We start from the raw sequence: 16,158 nt of genomic DNA, 5'->3' as shown, positions 1-16,158 counted from the left end.
TTTTTAAGCATAATGGCGGTTAAATCTACGTCAAAGGTTTTATTGTCACCATGACAATTTGGGTGCCTTCACTCGAGTGCTTTTCTGGGCCACGCTATCGCGCTATCGCCCAGTCTATTGGCGCAGCCATCTCGGCCGGAGAGCTTGCTCCAGGCGAACGCTTACCACCTCAGCGGCGTTTAGCGGATGCGTTGGGGGTAACCGTAGGAACCGTTACGCGTGGGTATGCTGAGGCAGAACACCATGGCTGGGGAACTGCCCGAGTAGGCAGTGGAACCTTCGTCAAACAACCTGCGGAAAGAACCGTTTTTGATATGGCGTGGCGTCAGAATGATGACAGCGATGTCATCGATTTAAGCTTAAGCTTGCCGCCACCTCACCCGCTTCGTTTACAGGCGTTTAGTGATGCATTAAAGGCAATGAGCGAATCGCCTTCTGCAGTGACGCGGGGAGTTTCCTATCTTGATGCTCGGGGAGCCGAAGGTCACCGCGAGAGGCTGGCGGGATGGCTAGCGCAGTTAGGTATGTCGCTGAACGCGGATGAGCTGTTGATTACTCAAGGGGGGCAGCATGGCATTAGTCTTGTGCTTAGTACGCTGCTGCGCCCTGGTGAACTAATTGCTACCGATGCCTTGACCTATCCAGGTGCGATTAGTGCCGCCCAGCAAGCACACCTAAAAATGGTCGGTATTGCCTTTGATGAAGAAGGCATGTGCATGGAGGCGCTGGAGGCGCAGTGTGCCCGCCAGCCGCCTAGGCTAATCTATGTGACACCCGACCAGAATAACCCTACCGGCGCTTGTCTCAGCGAGGCTCGGCGTGAGCAATTGGTAGCGCTTGCCAGGCGTTATGACAGCTGGCTATTAGAAGATGGTGTGCAGTACTTGCCTGCTGAGCAGCGCGGTACACCGCTGTATCAGTTAGCTCCAGAGCGGACGCTATTTGTCTTCAGTACGGCAAAAGTATTGGCGGGAGGGCTGCGTATTGGTGTTCTGCGCACGCCTAATGTGCTGCTTGAGCGCCTTGCCGCCGGGTTAAGAGCGCAGAGTTGGATGGTGCCGCCACTGATGGTCGATATCGCCTGTTATTGGATCGCTCAGCCTGAGGCAGCTTCGCTGCTTGCGTGGCAAACTGAGGAGCTGGCCGCGCGACAGCAAATAGTGACAGAGATGCTTTCCGGTTACACGCTGGGTCGGAGTCACAACGGCAGTAATGTCTGGCTCACGCTGCCGGAAGGGAGTCGCGCCATCGAACTGTGCAAGCGCTTGCAACTGCAAGGCGTTAAAGTCTCAAGCGCGGAGCCTTTTTGTGTGGGAAGTACGCCCGCGCCCCAGGCAATTAGGATTTGTATTGGCGCTGCTACTGATAGGCAGGCATTAACTCAGGCAGTGAGCGTTATTAAGCAGTGCCTGGCTCAGCCGCCATTGGCAACCATTACCGTGTAACAAAGCTGTTAATAACCAAGCTACTCATAACGGTCTTTCCATCCTTGGTGGTGTATCTGTTCTTTGAGCATTTCGAGAGTGTCGTAAAGCACTTGTTCGGTGACATGCGCACTCGTTTCATCCACAGTTAGCCAGCTGTTGAAGCCTGTTTCGGCCGTGCGCTCAACCAGTTGGCGAAACTCCGCTGAGTGAATGCCCTGGGCCAGTTCATCTACTAACCGTTGGGCAACCCCGCTAAGTGATGCCTGCATAGCGTTTGAGGCGGTTCTCCCCATGGGGAGGCGGTGTAGTTTTTGAATTTCTGGGCTTTCCCGTAGTGTTCGGCTGACTAGGTCATCAATCGACGCCATGATAGCAATCCGATTCTGCTGATAGGCTTGGCCTACCGTCGCCTCCAGACGCTGGGATATTTCATGAATCAGCTGAGTTTTACGAGGGAGGATAACGCGATCAATGACCCGCTCAGTGAGTGAGTCGCTGGCAGTGACCTGTTGCTGTACATTGCTAAGAAGCCGCAGTGCAATGCGATCGGAAAGTTCTTCCAACAGTATGTCGTAATACTTGGCCAAAAAGCGGTAGCTGGACCAGCTTGTCACATCGATTAAGCGCAGCCGGTGCAGTCGGTTTAAGAGAGATACCACGCGTAGTACGCGCAATAAGCGGAACCCGCTAGGGGGGATGCAGCCAAGCACGTCGTACCAGTTAACAAAAGGGTAGAAAAACCAGCGGTGATAGCGCCGCTCGGCAATTGCTACCATCCAGCCCAGCAGTACATCCGCTATAAAAATGCCGACAAAAAACAAGTCGATGGTAATAAAACGGCTGTGGATCACTGTGTCGTAAAAAACGTGAAAGCCGGGTGTGAGGCTGGCAATAGCGTCGTTAATCGGTCCAATCAGAAACAATGAGTCAAATAGTAACAGGCTAAGGTTGATGATAACCGCGGCGAGGATGAAAAAATCCCAACCGATATGCGCATACTCAACGGTTTTAGGTAGCTGTGGGTTGCGCTCCCTGACGGGCATGAGGGCTCCTTGCTCTGCGGTGTGGGTTAGCGTTAAGAGTGCTGCTGGTGGTGGTTTTGATGAGTTAGCAGCTCTTCTTGCTCCGCCTGCTTACGCAGTTTTTTGCGCAGCGCGGCTTTTTCAAATCTCAGTTTCTGTAGCGAAGTTTCCAGCGCAAGTGGCGGCACTATCGCAGGCTTACCGTCCGAGTCTACCGCCACCATGGTGAGGTAACAGCTATTGGTGTGGCGAATCAGCTTTTCACGGATATCTTCGGCCACTACCTTAACTCCGATCTCCATAGAAGAGCGCCCCACATGGTTAACGCTGGCTAGAAAGGTCACCAGTTCGCCTACGTGAATCGGCTGTTTAAACAACACCTGATCGACAGAAAGTGTGACGACATAGTGGCCTGAATAGCGGCTTGCACAAGCGTAGGCCACCTCATCGAGTTTTTTAAGGATAGCACCACCGTGTACTTTGCCACTGAAATTGGCCATGTCGGGCGTCATTAACACGGTCATGGAGAGTTCATGCTGGCCGGGTAGGGCGCTGTGTTCAGCGTGGGTGTCTGACATAAATAAAAACCTTCAGAGATTAAAATGCCCGCCCCAAGGGGCGGGCGCTATGTAGGTAGCTAGAGTTCTAAAGCTATTGCGTCGTTAATGCTAAAACCATACTAGGCCAACGGAAATAATAATGCCGGTGACAAACAGCTGGATTAGGCAGAAACCCATGATGTCTTTCGCTTTCAGGCCTGCGATAGCCAGCACCGGCAGCGCCCAGAAGGGCTGCAATAAGTTAGTCCAGGCATCGCCCCAGGCTACCGCCATGGCCACACGCGAAATGTCAGCACCTAGCGCTTCTGCAGCGGGTAGCATGACCGGGGCTTGAACAGCCCATTGGCCACCGCCGGAAGGCACGAACAGGTTCACAATGCCTGCGCTTAGGAAGGACCAGAATGGCAGCGACGTAGCGGTGGCGAAAGAGACTAACCACTCAGACATGCTCTGAGCCAATCCCGATTGCACCATAATGGCCATAATGCCCGCGTAGAAGGGGAACTGAATAACGATTCCTGCGCCGCCTTTAATGGCTTCATTCAAGCTGTTGAGCAGGTTGCGCGGCGTGCGATGCAGCACAATGGCCAAGAATAGGAACAGGAAGTTGACGACGTTAAGGTTCAATCCTCCGCTACGAAGTAGAAAGTGGTCGAGCAGGAACAGAAGCCCTGGAACGCCCACTAGCAGGGCGAGTGGCATGCTGTTTTCGAGCTTTTCTGCTGGGCGGGTAATACGACCTTGCTGTTCAGGTTCATCGTTTAACAGCTTTGGATCCACATACACGCTGTCTTTTTCATCCGGCAGCATGAAGCGGTTAACCAGCGGTACGGCAATAAACAGACAAACAACAATCGCAAGGTTAAAGAAGGCAAAAATAGTCGAACCGGTACCGATAACACCAATTTGATCAGCGGAGAAGTGGCCCTCTGTTGCAATGGTCAGCGGAATCGAACCCGCAAGGCCGCCATGCCAAACCACGAAGCCAGAGTAAGCGCTGGCGACCAGAAGGCGATAGTCCACCCGTATCAAGCGGGCGAGTTCCTTGGCAAAAAGCGCCCCAACAACGAGACCAAACCCCCAGTTAATCCAACTGGCAGCGAGCGACACGAGCGTGACCAGAATAATCGCGCCACCAGGGCTTTTCGCAGTGCTAGCGATTTTCTGCAAAATGCGTTTTACCGGTGGTGAGCTTGCCAGCATAAAGCCCGTGACTAGCACTAGCAGCATCTGCATTGAGAAGGTGAGTAGCCCCCAGAAGCCATCACCCCACATGCGCAGCACGGCAAGCGGTGTTTGGCGCTCAACGGCTATCGCAGCGACAGACGCAATTAATGTTAGCAGCAGAACAAAGATGTAGGGATCAGGCAAGTAGCGCTCGACCAGCTTAACTGCTGGTTTTGATATGAGTTTTAGCATGAGTGCTCTCTTTATTCGTTATTAGGAAGTGCGTGGCTAATATACGGCGGTACACCGTATTTTTCATCTATTGTCAGGTGCTTACTAAAATGCTTGCTCAGATACTCACTATTACGGTAGCCCAGTTAGTAGCAGCTATGCGTGATGAGCTTCAACGGAGTGGGCCCTATGAGTTTGGCGTTATGTTCTCAGCGTTATAGATTTCCACGCTGAGGGCGCCAATGGTGTTGGCGGTAGCGGTAATAGTAGACAATCAATACCGCCGAACGTGTGAACATAAAAAGCGTAAAGGCTAGCCACAGACCGTGGTTACCAAACCCTTGGGATAGCCACCAAGTAGGTAGGTAAACCGCTAAGCCAATAAAAATACTATTGCGCATTTCGCGCACGGCGGTGGTGCCGATAAAGACGCCGTCTAATAAATAGCTCCATACGGCAATTAATGGCATTACTACCATCCAAGGCAGGTAGCTAGCGGCGGTGGCACGAACCTCTGCCAGCCCCGTCAGCAGGGCAACCAAATAATTTCCCCCTAATGCGAAAGCAAGGGTGGCCGCCGTGGCTGTCCAGAATGAGAATTGCGCTGTCGCCCTAACCGTCGCTGCAAACTCCCGCCAGTCCCGCCGCCCAAAAGCGCGGCCTACTAGCGATTCCGCTGCGTGGGCGAAGCCATCAAGTGCGTAGCTAGTGAGCATAATAAACTGCAATAGCACGGCATTAGCGGCTAACACAGTGTCGCCCTGGCGTGCCCCCTGTGCGGTAAAAAAGGCCATGGCAAACAGTAGCCCTAAGGTGCGCACAAACAAATTGGCATTAACATTAAATAGGGCTGAGTAGGCTGACAGCACCAAAAGCCGCTGCCGTTGAAAGCAGCCTTCCAAGTGACCAAGCTGACGTAGTACCAAATAGCCGCCAAAGGCGAGCGCGCTGTAGTCGGCAATCACGCTGGCCATGGCAACGCCACCGCTGGTCATCCCTAGCCCCACCACAAACCAAAGATCGAGCACGATATTGACGCTGTTGGTCAGCACTAAAATCATTAGCGTGACACGAGCGTTCTGCTGACCCAAAAACCAGCCGAGGATGGCGTAGTTCGCAAGCACTGCTGGGGCTGACCAGAGCCGTATCTCGGCATATTCCCGTGCTAGTGGCGTCGCCGCTTCACTACCGTCTAACAGCCATAGGCCTAGGGAAATCAGCGGCGAGCCAAAGATAATCAGCAGCGCGCCGATAACGACTGCCATAATGAGTGACTGACCCAGTAAATTGCGTACATCACTATGTGCTTCGCGCCCGATTGCCTGGGCGACCAAGCCGGTAGTGCCCATACGTAGAAAGCCAAATCCCCAATAGAGAAAGCTAAACAGTGTCGCGCCGAGAGTCACGGCCGCCAGATAGCGAGAGTCGGGCAGGTGCCCGACCACGGCGGTATCGACAAGCCCTAGTAGAGGAACTGTTATATTCGAAAGAATGATGGGCCAAGCAAGGGTCCAAATACGCACGTCGCAACGACCCTAAGCAGCAGTAATAATGCGGTACTTCTCCATGAGTTTCTCGTGTGTCTCGGGGCGCTCTGGGTCGAGAGGAATGCAGTCCACAGGGCACACTTGCTGACACTGGGGTTCGTCAAAGTGACCCACACATTCAGTGCATAAATTGGGGTCAATAATGTAAATTTCATCGCCAGGAGAGATGGCGTCATTAGGGCATTCAGGTTCGCAGACGTCGCAGTTAATGCATTCGTCGGTGATCATCAGGGCCATGGGCATACCTCACGAATGGCTTTTCGCCCAGGTAGTTATATACCCGAGCGTTTTACTCAACAATATCGATCGTTAGATAGTGTAGTGCTTACGCAGTGCCTCTGCGACCTGCAGATGAACGAGCGGTGAAATATCGCCACCCAGCTTGGCGATTTCTCGCACAATGGTGGATGAAATATAGGAGTTTTCCACCGCTGGGGTGAGAAAAACGCTCTCAAGTTCAGGGTTTTGCGCACGATTCATATTGGCCAGCTGTAGCTCGTACTCGAAATCCGAGACAGCCCGCAGACCACGTAGAATAATGGTGGCTCCCTGTTCATGCATCATGGTGGTCAGCAGCGTTGAGAAGCCGATGACCTCGACGTTCGGTAGGGAAGCACATACTGTTTTGGCAAGCGCAATACGTGTTTCCAGCTCAAGGCTAGGCCGCTTGCCGGGGCTTGCGGCGACCGCAATGACCACCTTATCGAACATCCGCGCACCTCGTTCGATAAGGTCAAAGTGGCCATTGGTGATAGGGTCAAAGGTGCCTGGGTAGACAGCAATATTCACACGTTGATCGCTCATTCGGGCGTCTCCTGTTCGTCAAGCTGACCAAAAGGGTTATCCGCCGTGAGCGAAACGGCGTGTTCATAGCCAGGAATATGAATACGGTCGGCATGGATTTCAAGCTCAGGGCCCTCCAGAACGGCTTCACCGAACTGGTAACGAGGCGCATAGTGCCCACGGTCAGCGCCTTCTAAATAAGCCGCGACATTCTCGCGAACGGCTTCCCGGCGTGTTTTCCAAGCGCTAATGGCTGCGCTGCCGTGGCGTTGTGTGAGCAAGCGCTCGGTGACCTGGGGAGAGAGCACGACGCCAGTGGCATTATTACCACCAAACCCTTTCGCGTTGATAAAGGCGGCATCTGCCTTAAAGGGTAATGGCGTGGTGGAGAAGCGTAGCCGTTTGGCGTACACATCATCCGCGACCGCATCTAAGGTGGGGATGCCCGGCAGTAACCCATGAGCAAAACTGCCCAGAGCGCTTACCAACTGGTCGCCTGCCGCAGACCCCTGGGAGTGGCCGATAAACGCTTTAATGGCAACCACTGGCCAGTTCTCGATACCATTTGCGCGGGCAATTTCATCGAAAACATGGGATTCGGTAGTACGGTTTTTAGGGGTGCTGGTGCCATGGGCATGCAGGAAGGTACGCTCTTTTAGCGCTTTCTCACCTAGCATATCTTTTACCAAAGCGGTTGCCTTGCCCAGGGTGATGTAGTTACCAATGCCGGGTGCGGAAATAGAGCGCTTAAAGCCATCAGCGTTAACGAATACATCAGGCACTGAACCTAAAATATCCGCCCCTAACTCAAGTGCTAACGCGTCGTCCATTAACAGCACGAACTGGCTCCCTTCCGCCATGGTGAAGCCACAGTTGCGTGCGAACGGGCGACAGGCGCGCTGGTAGTCAGCGTCGGTAAGTAGCGCTAGAGAATCCAGCGCTTTCAGGCTGGCGTCATCGGCCAGTGCGCCCATAGCGCGAAAGCCTTCGATGATTTCGGGGGTGATCGGCGCATCTGCCGTGCCCACCATAACGACTCGGCAACGCCCTGCGCGGATATCATCAATCCCCAGGCGTAGGTTATATAAAAAGCTGGCGCAGGCACCTAGGGCTGCACCGGTACTACCCACGCTGCCTAATACGTAGGCATTGAGGAAGTCGGCGGGCATTTGCCCGTAGCCCAGCGGCATTTGCTTAGACGTGGCACGTTGACCACTGACCAAGCTCTTTAGCAAACCGCCCCAGCCTTGGTCATCTAGCTGGCCAATGGAGTTGCCCGCATATACAGCGATATGGTCAGGATCAAGCCGCTGGCGAATTGATTCCCAAGCGAGCCCGCTCGCGCCTAGGCAGTCACTAGCACTAAATACTGCCATCGACAGGCCGCGCGGATGATGCACGCTACGGTAAAGGCTGGCGGGATCGAAGCCACTCGGCAGTTGGGCAGCCGCACGCACCTTTGGCTCTAAGGCGTCAGGCAGTAGAGCACTAAAGTTACCCGCGGGCACGGTGACGGCGACTTCCTTCGCGTCAATGTCCTCTACCTGCCATCCTTCAGGCAGCTGTTCGGGCAGCTGACGGCGGCGCAATGTAAAACGCACCGGTTCAGACAGCGTCATTTCTGCCCGTCGGTTGGCTGGCAAGCCCGGGGCGAGAAAGCGTGGATCCTCGTTGCGCCGAATCAATGTGTGGTTAAGCACATGATCGCGCAAGGATTGAGCAGGGGAGTCAATGGGCTGGCCGGCACTATCATGCCAGCCGTTATCGGAATGCTCGGCAAGGCGCATAAGCGCTGCCAAGCCTTCCAGTGTTTGGCGCTGCTGGTCAGCTGGAAGAGCATCAAGCACGGTGCGGCGGAAGGCCTGGTGGCCCGAGGTTCTGCCGGCGGGATTGATGCCGCCCATGCCGACAATCACCGGTAAGTGTGACAAGCCGGGTTCCTCGTGGTGCGGTGGTTTTTAGTAACAGTTATTGTCAGAGGCATAGCAAAAAAGTGCTGCTCATCTGCGCTTAATAATACTCTCGAGCGTGATCATAGCACCGGGCATACAACGGCGTCATGCCGCGTGCGCGGTAGACTGATAGAATCACGTTTTTTTTAAGCAGGGGATGGCATGCAGCATACATCACGACCCGTGGTTTCCAATCAGCCAGGCCCGCATCAAGATGTGGCGCGCAGGGTGGCGCGTGCCATAGAAAACCCACTGCGAAAGCCAATTGCTACGCATACTCTACAGGCGTTTGAGTATGCGCATACGTGGCTTCAAACGCAGCAAGCACCGCTGATCTTAGATGCCGGTTGCGGTGTGGGTCTTTCAACACGCCGTTTGGCAGAACAGTTTCCATCGCATGCGGTTATCGGCGTCGACCGGAGCGAAGACCGGCTAAGTCGAGACCATGGCGAGTTGCCTGCTAACGCGCTGTTGGTGCGAGCTGACCTTGTCGACTTCTGGCGACTTGCTGAACAGGCAAATTGGGCGCCCGAGCGCCACTTTCTGCTTTACCCTAACCCTTATCCAAAAGCCGCGCATTTAAAAATGCGCTGGCATGGGCATCCTGTTTTCCCCACACTGCTAGCCCTTGGGGGCCACTTAGAAGTGCGCTCCAATTGGCTGCTGTATGTTGAAGAGTTTGCTCTGGCAACCGCCCTGGTAACGGGAAAGCAGGCAACCATTGCATCGTTGGTTCCTAACGGCAGGTATCTAACGCCGTTTGAAGCAAAGTATGATCAAAGCGGACAAACGCTTTGGCGATTACAGATTGAATTGGAGCGGGCATGACGTTTGTATATCTAGTGTTAGCGATTGTTGCTGAGGTTATCGCCACTAGCGCCCTCAAGTCTTCAATGGGATTCACACGACCGCTGCCAAGCATCATGGTCGTTGTAGGCTACGGCGTGGCATTTTATCTGTTGAGCCTGGTGTTGCGGACATTGCCTGTCGGTATTGCCTACGCCATCTGGGCGGGCCTGGGCATCGTGTTGGTCACGCTGGTTGGCATTATGGTTTTCGGTGAAAAGCCTGACTTACCCGCGGTTATTGGCATTAGTTTGATTGTGGCTGGAGTAGTCATACTTCAAGTCTTTTCAAAAATGAACGTGCATTGAGGAAAGTAAGCGTGACGTGCTCAGATATTAAGTGCTCAGATACAAAGTGTTTAAAGGTTAACGATTCTGCCGAGAAACTCTCAGCTTTTAATCATTCGGTTAAATCATCCATACGCCGCTGGCGTCGGACGTTAATGACAAGTATGGCAAGTGCTGCCTTGTGTGTAAGCCCTGCACTGTATGCCGATTTCAGCCGACTAGGCCAGTTAGAGAGTAAGGGGTTTGCAATTAGCGCTGAAGCGCGCTTACTGGATGCGGATACCGGCAGTAATGCATTACTGGGTAGCCTGAATCCTGAGCGTCAGCTGTCGCCAGCCTCCGTTACAAAAGCCTATATGTCTGCTGCGGCACTCAATCATTTTGGGCCCCAGCATCGCTTTACCAGCCAACTGGTCAGTACGGGCAATGTGGAAAGTGGTGTGTTGCGCGGTGACTTGGTATTTGAAGGTGGGGGTGATCCAGGACTCACGACCGAAGACCTTTGGCGGTTAGTACAGCGCCTGCAGCTTGCTGGTGTGCGCGAAGTGGATGGCGCTCTGGTGGTCAGTCAGTGGCGCTTTGGCCCTGTTGAGTGTATTACCACGGATCGCTGTAATGCGCGTACTCGAGTCACCAATGCTTACAGTGCGCCACTCACCTCGGCAGGCGTCAATTTTGGTAGCTGGTGCGCCAACATAGCCCCTGCTGCGACTGCGGGAGAGCCTGCCCGCGTGGGGTTATGCGATAGCCAAGCTCCGTTAATTGCTATTGATAACCAAGTCACCACACGCCCCGCTAATAGCGGCACAGACATCAGCGCAGAGCGCATTACCGATGAGCGTGGTGATGTTCTACGTCTTACCGGGCAAATTTCAACCAATGCGACTGCCCGTGATGTTTACCGTGGGGCTGGCGATGCAGCAGAGAAAACTGCCCAAGTATTGCTGAGCATGCTGAATCAAGCGGGTGTCAGTGTTCGTGACCCCTGGCGGGTCAGCTCAACCCGCCCACCGAGTAGCGCGCAGCGCTTGGCGGCAATTGATAGTAAGCCACTCCAGGAACTGCTGCTGCGTACGATGAACTACTCCAATAATTACATGGCTGACGTGCTGGCGCTGAATCTGGTGGAAACGCCCCAAGCGCAACTGCGCCAAGCGGGGCAAGCGATTGAAACCTACGCACAAAGCTTGTCAGGGCACGGGCCGCTGACGATGCACAGCGGCAGCGGGCTGACGACTGATAACCGTACCTCTGCCCATGGTGTCAATGTGATGTTGGAGGATATGTTTCACCAGAGTGCCCTTTTTCCTAGTTTCGTCGCTTCCTTCCAGTCGCCTGCCAATGGAGTAATGCGCTTTATTCGCCGTGGTTCACCAACGTTTCAAAATAACGTCATGTTGAAGACTGGCACGCTCAATCAGCCGTTTGCTGTTCGCGCCGTGGCGGGGTATTTCCGTACCGCTCAGGGGCGTTGGGGCGTGTTTAGTGTGTTAGTTAACGGCAGTGGTAGTACGCCTTACCTTAGCTGGCCCGAGGTGCTTGATCCCTTATCGTTGGACTTAGATGCGATGATATTAGCCAATTAATCTTAATTTTTACTGCCGAGGCAACGGGCATGAAGCCAGGACATACGGGGTTAACCCATTTACTGCACTCAACGCGTTATTCGTGGAAAGGGCTAAAGGCCGCTTTTAGAAATGAAGCTGCATTTCGCCAAGAAGTAGGCATTACAGCGGTGTTACTGCCGTTCGCTTGGTGGATTGGAGAAGGGCCAATTAGCTGGCTGCTGCTGGTTGGCAGCCTGTTTCTTGTACTGATTGTGGAACTGCTCAATAGTGCCATAGAGAACGTTGTCGATCGCATTGGCACCGAGCATCATGAGCTTTCAGGGCGTGCTAAAGATATTGGCTCCGCGGCGGTTATGCTGTCGTTGATCATGGCAGGCTTAACCTGGGGGCTGTTAGGCTGGCAAAAATTGATTGGCTAAATCGCTTCTACTCAATCCATGCAGTGATTAGCTTCATCAACAAACATAATAGACGCTTGGCAGAGAGGTGGGTATGCAGTTAAACGACGCGTTTTTACCCCAGGAGGTGCTGCCAACAGCGCTTAAGCCCGCTGCACAGCGCGCATGGCAGCGATTAAGTGAAGCGCTTAGCCAAGCTGATAATGTTGCCTCAATGACCAAGCAGCCGCTGCCTTCCAGTAGTTGGGAGGCGCTTTCTGACGCGCGTCGTGAAGCATTAGCTAACGTCGTGGCTGGCTCAAGCTTCACCCTAGAGACCTTGACGCGTTTTCCCCACTGGCTGATTGATTTGGATGTGGCTGGCGAGCTGGATGCAACGGCAAGTAAAGAAACGCAAGCGAGTTGGTTAGATGATGCGCTGGAAAATGCCGATGACGAAGAGGCAATGCACCGCACTATTCGCCGTTTTCGCCGTGCCCGTATGCTCGGGATCGTATGGCGCGACCTTAATCGCCCTGATGGCTACACCATGTGGGACACTGCTCAGGCAGTCTCGTGGCTGGCGGAAGTCTGTATAGAAGCTGCGTTAAGCTGGCTTGAACGTTTTTACGCCCCACGCTGGGGGATGCCTGCGGCCCGCAGAGATGGCTCGTCCCAGCGGTTGGTGGTGCTGGGTATGGGTAAGCTCGGCGCGGGTGAGCTGAATCTATCCTCAGACATCGACCTGATCTTCGCCTTCCCTGAAAAAGGTGAAACCGAAGGCGGTCGCAAGCCCCTTGAGCACCAAGAGTACTTCACCAAGCTAGGCCAGAAACTGATCGCCGCTTTAGATGCCATGACGGCCGACGGTTTCGTATTTCGCGTTGATATGCGGCTGCGCCCACTGGGTGACGGTGGCCCTCTGGTGGGCAGTTTCTCGATGCTTTCCAGTTACTACCAAGACCAGGGCCGTGAGTGGGAACGTTATGCCATGCTCAAAGCGCGACCCGTCGCAGGAGACATAGACGGTGGGCATGAGCTGCTCGCGAGCCTCCGGCCGTTTGTTTACCGCCGCTACTTGGATTTTGGTGCGATTGAGTCGCTGCGTGAGCTCAAGGCGATGATCAATCGCGAGGTAAAGCGGAAGGGCATGCAAAGCAATATCAAGCTAGGGCCCGGTGGAATTCGAGAGGTTGAGTTCGTTGTCCAGGCGTTTCAGCTAATTCGCGGTGGGCGCGATACCGAGCTTCAAGTGACCTCGCTCAAGACCGCCCTAAATCGATTGCCTGAACTGGGACTGTTGCCCCAAGCGGTCGTTGATGAGCTGCTGCCTGACTACGCGTATCTTCGTGATATGGAACACGCTATTCAGGCGCTAGAAGATCGCCAAACCCAAATGCTACCCGTTGATGATGAAGACCGTGAACGGGTTGCCTTTGCTTTGGGACATGAAGATTGGCCTGGGCTCATCGCACGGCTGGATGAAGTGCGCGAACGCGTTCGTCAGCACTTTGATGCAGTGATCGCTGACCCGGAAGAGGATACCGATGCAGAGAGTAGCGACGATAACCTTGGCTTGTCGCAATGGCGGTTACTGTGGCGCGGCGAACTAGAGCAGGACGAGTCGTCAGCGCTGCTTAAGGATGCTGGTTTTCTGGAACCAGAGAAAGCGCTTAAACGGTTGCATGGTCTTTACCATTCCCGCCAGGTGCAAAGCATGCAGCGTATCGGCTTTGAACGGCTGGATGCGCTAATGCCGCTACTTCTGGTTGCCGTCGCGGAAAGTGAGCTGCCGGATAACGCCCTTAGCGGCGTTCAGCCGTTGATTGAGTCGGTGCTACGGCGAACTGCTTACCTTGCGCTGCTGCGTGAAAATCCCCAGGCTCTTGAGCACCTAATGAAGCTGTGCTCGGCCAGTCACTGGATTGCTGAGCAGTTGGCGCGCTACCCGATATTGCTTGATGAGCTACTAACGCCGGACACGCTCTACACTCCCGCTGACAAGTCACGCTTGGCAGATGAGCTACGCCAAACATTGAATCGTCTACCGGAAGATGATGATGAGGCCCAGTTGGAAGCGCTACGCGTGTTTAAGCATGCACAGATGCTTCACGTTGCTGCATCAGATATCGCTGGAACACGCCACCTGATGAAGGTGAGCGACTACTTAACGTATATCGCTGAAGTCATTCTGGATGCCGTGTTAGCAATGGCCTGGAAACATGTCACGCGTAAACATGGTGTTCCAGAAGGCCTCAATACACGAGAGCCAGCGTTTCTGATTGTTGGATATGGCAAGCTGGGGGGCATTGAGCTTGGTTACGGCTCTGATTTAGACCTGGTGTTTCTTCATGATAGCGATGGAAAAGGCACTACCGATGGCGCCAGGCCAATCGATACACCGGTCTTTTTTACCCGGTTAGGCCAGCGCATTATCCACCTCTTAACCGCAGTAACGCCTGCAGGTAGCCTTTACGAAGTTGATATGCGTCTTCGCCCCTCGGGCAATGCGGGTCTGTTGGTGACCTCTTTAGATGCCTTTGCGGATTATCAACGCCAGAACGCCTGGACCTGGGAACACCAGGCGCTGGTTCGTGCGCGCGTTGTCGCAGGTAGTAACGCGCTGGCGGAAAAATTCGATGCAATCCGCGGTGAGATGCTTTGTCGCGAGCGTGATCCGCAAGCCTTGAGAGATGACGTTGTCAGCATGCGTCATAAAATGCGTGATCACCTTGGCTCTCAAGGACAGGGTTCAAAGGGGCAGCCAGATAATGCGGTAGGAGAGGTGTTTAGCCTGAAGCATGATGTGGGTGGCATGGTCGATATCGAGTTTCTCTGCCAATACGCGGTGTTATCACTCGCTCATGACACGCCTGCATTAATAACGTATAGCGATAATATCCGCATTTTAGAAACCCTCGCCGAGAGCGGTCATCTCACCGAGTCAGAAGCGGACCAGTTACGAGAAGCGTACCTCGCTTATCGCAGTCGTACCCATCGTGCGGCGTTGACCGGTGAAAAAACAATCGTTGATGCACAGGCGTTTAAAACCCACCGCGATGTAGTTATCTCACTTTGGCAGCGTTTTCTTGAACCATGATCGGTCATATTCTCGCGACGCTGTTACCCGTGTTCTTAATTGCTGGTTGTGGTGCGGTTTACGGGCGTTACCGTAACCCCGATATTCGCAGCCTCAATACGCTCAACATGGAGCTGTTTGTACCACTACTGGTATTTGCCGTGCTGGCTGATCGGCAGGCACCTTTGGCGGACTATGCGTGGCTTGCCACTGCAGCGGTGGCCGTCGTGCTGGGATCTGGTCTTGTGCTTTGGCCGATCGCTAAATGGCTGTCGTTGGATGCAAAAGTGTTCTTGCCGCCAATGATGTTCAATAACTCTGGCAATATGGGGGTACCGTTATTGGTACTCGCCTTTGGGCCAGAAGCCCTACCGGCTGGTGTGGTCGTGTTTATTGTTGAAATGCTGCTGCATTTCTCAGTGGGTCTTTATATGTTGGACCCACGCACGCCGCTTTGGCGACTGTTACGAATGCCCATTGTAGCCGCGAGCCTGGCAGGGCTAGTGGTTAACGTCGCTGATGTCGCGTTACCGAGTTGGCTGCTGGAAGCGATGCATATGTTAGGGGGCATCTGTATTCCACTGATGCTCTTTGCATTAGGCGTTCGATTGCTGGAAATTGATTTTAATGACTGGCGAACGGGGTTGTTGGGCGCGGTGCTTTGCCCACTTTCTGGCTTAGTGATCGCACTTCCACTCATGTGGTTACTGCCGTTAAATCCGCTACAAACGGCCGTGCTGCTGGTGTTCGCCGCACTGCCGCCTGCAGTTCTGAACTACTTAGTAGCAGAGCAGTATAAACTCGCCCCACAAAAAGTGGCCTCGTTGGTGCTGATCGGCAACTTAGGTAGCTTAATCGTTATGCCGCTGACATTAGCAGCGGCGTTTGCCTGGATTCAATCGCCGCCTTAACAACGGCGGGACAGCAATTGACTAAGGCCGATGGTGATCATCTTTAACTTCGTAACTACCCTCTAACGCATCGTGCTGGCCTGGAGAGGCGTCACTATGAGTATAACTGCCGCCAATATCCTGAGCATGGTCAGCGCGCATCTGCTCCATACGTTTTTTCATTTTATGGCGGACAAACGGCATCATTGCCCAGCCAATAAGCAGGAAAAAGAGCCCAAGTACGACACCAACGATCATCAGTGCGCCAAACGCTAGCCACGTCAGTAACAATTTAAGACTGCCCATTAGGCCGGTCGGCTGGGTCTGAGCTGCCCGTGCACGCCACTGATTAGCAGCTTGCCACGCAGCATTGCGTTGATCGCGATTCATTTGCGGCATGAAAGCCTCCGTCGTTCGTATGC

15 protein-coding genes are annotated in these 16,158 nt (G+C 53.8%); 7 read left to right on the top strand and 8 right to left on the bottom strand.

The features are described 5' to 3' along the window. Positions 1–50 precede the first annotated feature (50 nt). A complete protein-coding gene (locus tag REH51_RS05815; protein ID WP_498937151.1) occupies positions 51–1,445 on the top strand; it encodes an aminotransferase-like domain-containing protein in 1,395 nt (464 codons plus the stop codon). Between the two features lie 20 nt (positions 1,446–1,465). Here REH51_RS05815 and REH51_RS05810 read toward each other — a convergent pair whose 3' ends face one another. The 7 genes from REH51_RS05810 to REH51_RS05780 all read right to left on the bottom strand — a co-directional run bounded on the left by REH51_RS05810 (position 1,466) and on the right by REH51_RS05780 (position 8,641). Further along, complete coding sequence (locus REH51_RS05810) at positions 1,466–2,470, bottom strand: ion transporter (RefSeq protein ID WP_498937149.1); 1,005 nt, start codon at positions 2,468–2,470, stop codon at positions 1,466–1,468. A 32-nt stretch (positions 2,471–2,502) separates the two neighbouring features. Further along, positions 2,503–3,027, bottom strand: a complete 525-nt coding sequence (locus REH51_RS05805; RefSeq protein ID WP_009724870.1) for an acyl-CoA thioesterase — start codon at positions 3,025–3,027, stop codon at positions 2,503–2,505. A 90-nt stretch (positions 3,028–3,117) separates the two neighbouring features. Continuing rightward, positions 3,118–4,428, bottom strand: a complete 1,311-nt coding sequence (locus tag REH51_RS05800) for a short-chain fatty acid transporter (protein WP_009724869.1) — start codon at positions 4,426–4,428, stop codon at positions 3,118–3,120. A gap of 194 nt (positions 4,429–4,622) precedes the next feature. Next, positions 4,623–5,930 carry an MATE family efflux transporter gene (locus REH51_RS05795; RefSeq protein WP_009724867.1) on the bottom strand — a complete coding sequence of 436 codons (1,308 nt, stop codon included), beginning with the start codon at positions 5,928–5,930 and terminating at the stop codon, positions 4,623–4,625. Positions 5,931–5,942: 12 nt separating this feature from the next. Continuing rightward, positions 5,943–6,191, bottom strand: a complete 249-nt coding sequence (locus REH51_RS05790; RefSeq protein WP_009724866.1) for a YfhL family 4Fe-4S dicluster ferredoxin — start codon at positions 6,189–6,191, stop codon at positions 5,943–5,945. Positions 6,192–6,263: 72 nt separating this feature from the next. Next, positions 6,264–6,758 carry a pantetheine-phosphate adenylyltransferase gene (coaD, locus tag REH51_RS05785; protein WP_039869857.1) on the bottom strand — a complete coding sequence of 165 codons (495 nt, stop codon included), beginning with the start codon at positions 6,756–6,758 and terminating at the stop codon, positions 6,264–6,266. Continuing rightward, positions 6,755–8,641, bottom strand: a complete 1,887-nt coding sequence (locus tag REH51_RS05780) for a beta-ketoacyl synthase (RefSeq protein ID WP_498937716.1) — start codon at positions 8,639–8,641, stop codon at positions 6,755–6,757. The genes coaD and REH51_RS05780 overlap by 4 nt, the downstream gene beginning before the upstream one ends. Positions 8,642–8,851: 210 nt before the next feature. Between REH51_RS05780 and trmB the strand changes: the two genes are divergently transcribed. The 6 genes from trmB (at position 8,852) to REH51_RS05750 (ending at position 15,757) form a co-directional block, all read left to right on the top strand. Then, a complete protein-coding gene (gene trmB, locus REH51_RS05775; protein WP_498937147.1) occupies positions 8,852–9,517 on the top strand; it encodes a tRNA (guanine(46)-N(7))-methyltransferase TrmB in 666 nt (221 codons plus the stop codon). Beyond that, a complete protein-coding gene (locus REH51_RS05770; RefSeq protein ID WP_009724862.1) occupies positions 9,514–9,843 on the top strand; it encodes a DMT family transporter in 330 nt (109 codons plus the stop codon). The genes trmB and REH51_RS05770 overlap by 4 nt, the downstream gene beginning before the upstream one ends. A 143-nt stretch (positions 9,844–9,986) precedes the next feature. After that, positions 9,987–11,408: a D-alanyl-D-alanine carboxypeptidase/D-alanyl-D-alanine endopeptidase gene (gene dacB / locus REH51_RS05765; protein WP_009724861.1), complete on the top strand. Its 1,422-nt coding sequence runs from the start codon at positions 9,987–9,989 to the stop codon at positions 11,406–11,408. A 29-nt stretch (positions 11,409–11,437) separates the two neighbouring features. Beyond that, the gene (locus REH51_RS05760) at positions 11,438–11,809 is read left to right on the top strand and encodes a diacylglycerol kinase (protein WP_009724860.1); all 372 of its coding nucleotides are present in this window, start codon (positions 11,438–11,440) and stop codon (positions 11,807–11,809) included. 73 nt (positions 11,810–11,882) lie between these two features. Continuing rightward, positions 11,883–14,867 (top strand): bifunctional [glutamate--ammonia ligase]-adenylyl-L-tyrosine phosphorylase/[glutamate--ammonia-ligase] adenylyltransferase, encoded by a 2,985-nt coding sequence (glnE, locus tag REH51_RS05755; RefSeq protein ID WP_498937144.1) that lies wholly within the window; start codon positions 11,883–11,885, stop codon positions 14,865–14,867. Continuing rightward, the gene (locus tag REH51_RS05750) at positions 14,864–15,757 is read left to right on the top strand and encodes an AEC family transporter (RefSeq protein WP_498937142.1); all 894 of its coding nucleotides are present in this window, start codon (positions 14,864–14,866) and stop codon (positions 15,755–15,757) included. The genes glnE and REH51_RS05750 overlap by 4 nt, the downstream gene beginning before the upstream one ends. Positions 15,758–15,778: 21 nt before the next feature. Here REH51_RS05750 and REH51_RS05745 read toward each other — a convergent pair whose 3' ends face one another. Next, positions 15,779–16,135, bottom strand: coding sequence for a hypothetical protein (locus REH51_RS05745; protein ID WP_009724857.1), 357 nt, complete (start codon positions 16,133–16,135; stop codon positions 15,779–15,781). Positions 16,136–16,158: the final 23 nt, after the last annotated feature.

It is taken from the genome of Halomonas bluephagenesis (genome assembly GCF_054790765.1).
This window is presented reverse-complemented; position numbering and strand designations above follow the sequence as displayed.

What these genes read in the sequence shown, in the direction of transcription:
- REH51_RS05815 (WP_498937151.1), top strand. Translation starts at nt 51, where the DNA reads ATGACAATTTGGGTGCCTTCACTCGAGTGCTTTTCTGGGCCACGCTAT.
- REH51_RS05810 (WP_498937149.1), bottom strand. Translation starts at nt 2,470, where the DNA reads ATGCCCGTCAGGGAGCGCAACCCACAGCTACCTAAAACCGTTGAGTAT.
- REH51_RS05805 (WP_009724870.1), bottom strand. Translation starts at nt 3,027, where the DNA reads ATGTCAGACACCCACGCTGAACACAGCGCCCTACCCGGCCAGCATGAA.
- REH51_RS05800 (WP_009724869.1), bottom strand. Translation starts at nt 4,428, where the DNA reads ATGCTAAAACTCATATCAAAACCAGCAGTTAAGCTGGTCGAGCGCTAC.
- REH51_RS05790 (WP_009724866.1), bottom strand. Translation starts at nt 6,191, where the DNA reads ATGGCCCTGATGATCACCGACGAATGCATTAACTGCGACGTCTGCGAA.
- coaD (WP_039869857.1), bottom strand. Translation starts at nt 6,758, where the DNA reads ATGAGCGATCAACGTGTGAATATTGCTGTCTACCCAGGCACCTTTGAC.
- REH51_RS05780 (WP_498937716.1), bottom strand. Translation starts at nt 8,641, where the DNA reads ATGGGCGGCATCAATCCCGCCGGCAGAACCTCGGGCCACCAGGCCTTC.
- trmB (WP_498937147.1), top strand. Translation starts at nt 8,852, where the DNA reads ATGCAGCATACATCACGACCCGTGGTTTCCAATCAGCCAGGCCCGCAT.
- REH51_RS05770 (WP_009724862.1), top strand. Translation starts at nt 9,514, where the DNA reads ATGACGTTTGTATATCTAGTGTTAGCGATTGTTGCTGAGGTTATCGCC.
- dacB (WP_009724861.1), top strand. Translation starts at nt 9,987, where the DNA reads ATGGCAAGTGCTGCCTTGTGTGTAAGCCCTGCACTGTATGCCGATTTC.
- REH51_RS05760 (WP_009724860.1), top strand. Translation starts at nt 11,438, where the DNA reads ATGAAGCCAGGACATACGGGGTTAACCCATTTACTGCACTCAACGCGT.
- glnE (WP_498937144.1), top strand. Translation starts at nt 11,883, where the DNA reads ATGCAGTTAAACGACGCGTTTTTACCCCAGGAGGTGCTGCCAACAGCG.
- REH51_RS05750 (WP_498937142.1), top strand. Translation starts at nt 14,864, where the DNA reads ATGATCGGTCATATTCTCGCGACGCTGTTACCCGTGTTCTTAATTGCT.
- REH51_RS05745 (WP_009724857.1), bottom strand. Translation starts at nt 16,135, where the DNA reads ATGCCGCAAATGAATCGCGATCAACGCAATGCTGCGTGGCAAGCTGCT.